The following is a 1,770-nucleotide window of genomic DNA, read 5'->3' as shown; positions in this document are numbered from 1 at the left end:
GCCCGGCACAGCTGGCAGCACAGCGCGCCCCACACCGACGACACGGGCGACATCGACCTGCTGCTGGCCGCCGCGCTGCGCATCGGCGTGGCGGCGAAGCCGGCGGGCCCGGCGACCCGGATCCGGGGGGACCACCTCGCCGGCCGGGCCGTCGACGTGATCGAGGCGGACGCGGAACACGGCGGGCTGCGCTACTGGATCGACCGGTCCGGGCTGCTGCGCCGGCTGGAGCTGCGCACCCGACTCGGCACGTACGCCCAGCTCGACCTGACGCCGGGCCCGGTGCCGGCGCTGCCGCCGCCGGCCAAGCCGCCCGCCCGCGGCTGACGCCGACGGGTCGGACCCGACACCGGGTGCCGTCGGCCGCGCCAGGACACCAGCCGGCTCAGGGCCGCCAACCGGTGCGCGCGGCCCACTCCTCGGCGCGGTGGTGCTCCTCGTCGAACCACGGGTCCCGCGCCGTGGCGTGGGTGCTCCCCTCCGGCGCGCTGGCCGCCAACTCCCCCTTGAGCGCCAGGTACGCGGCCCGCTGATCCGGGTCGGCGCGGAGGTGGTCGCGCATCAGCAGCGCGTACCGCCAGCCGGGCGAGCCCTCCGCGCGCAGGTGCAGGCGCACCGGACGGCCCGGATCGGCGCTGCCGTGCAGCCGCTTCTCCCACCGGCCGCTGCCCGCCGGGCGGGGGCTGTCCCACCACTGGCCGGGCAGCCGGGGGAAGCCCGCCGCGGCGAGGCGCTCGGCGAGGGGGCCGTCCGCCTCGACCAGGCTCGGCACGGTCAGCTGGATGTCGATGACGTCCCTGGCGGCGAGGCCGGCGACGGCCGTCGAGCCGATGTGGTCGATCCGCGGGTCGGCCGGGGCGAGCGCGTGCCGGATCCGGGCGGCCAGCCGGGCGTACTGCTGGGGCCAGGTCGGATCGGGGCCGGTGAGACCCGCCCCGTCGGGGTCGGCCACCCGACGGCGCCGGAGGTTCTTCTCGTACGGCAACAGCCGGTCGCGCCACAGCCGGTCCACCTCGGCGTGCAGTTCGTCGAGGGTGCCGTCGTTGCGCAGCACCACGTCCGCGGCCGCGCGGCGGCGGGCGTCGTCGGCCTGCGCGGCGATCCGCCGCTCGGCCTCCGCCCGGGCCATCCCCCGGTCGCGCGCCAGCCGCGCGAGCCGGGTGACGACCTCCGTCTGCACCACGACCACCAGGTGGTACGTCGGCGCGAGTCCCACCTCGACCAGCAGCGGCACGTCGTTGACCACGACGGCGTCGGGGGCGGCAGCGGCGGCCAGCTCGGCGGTCCGCGCCCGGACCCGGGGATGGGTGATCGCCTCCAGCCGGCGGCGGGCCGCCTCGTCGGCGAAGACCATCCCGCCCAGCGCGGCCCGGTCCAGCGCCCCGTCGGGGCCGAGGACGGTGTCCCCGAAGGCGGCCACGATCTCTGCCAGCCCCGTGCTGCCCACGGCGACCACCTCCCGGGCGATCCGGTCGGAGTCGATCACCACCGCGCCGAGCCCGGCCAGCCGGGCCGCGACCGCGCTCTTGCCGGACCCGATCCCGCCAGTCAGTCCCACCATCAGCACCGCATCAGTCAACCGGACCACCTCCCGCGCCGCCAAACCGGGCCGCCGCCGTCGGTTCCAACCCCCGCGCGGTCGCGCCCGCCTTATGATCACAGTCGATCCGGCAAATGGTGGCCTGCGGCCGGGCGCGAGGCACCCGGTCCACGATCGAGCACGTTCTTGCCGGCCGCCGCCGGGGTGGGGGCGAGGGACAGGTGGCGGGG

At 77.6% G+C, this 1,770-nt stretch carries 1 protein-coding gene and 1 pseudogene; one reads left to right on the top strand and one right to left on the bottom strand.

Annotated features, from left to right (window positions below):
- A pseudogene (locus E1258_RS33755) lies at positions 1–327 on the top strand (hypothetical protein); the annotation flags it as partial.
- Positions 328–385: 58 nt separating this feature from the next.
- Here the strand turns inward: E1258_RS33755 and coaE are convergent.
- On the bottom strand, positions 386–1,567 hold the full coding sequence (coaE, locus tag E1258_RS32425; protein ID WP_132407770.1) for a dephospho-CoA kinase: 1,182 nt from the start codon (positions 1,565–1,567) through the stop codon (positions 386–388).
- Positions 1,568–1,770: the final 203 nt, after the last annotated feature.

Origin of the sequence: Micromonospora sp. KC207 (genome assembly GCF_004348615.1) — a bacterium.
GTDB lineage: Bacteria > Actinomycetota > Actinomycetes > Mycobacteriales > Micromonosporaceae > Micromonospora.
Note: the sequence above shows the minus strand (reverse complement) of the source record. Positions and strands in the feature narration are given on the sequence as shown.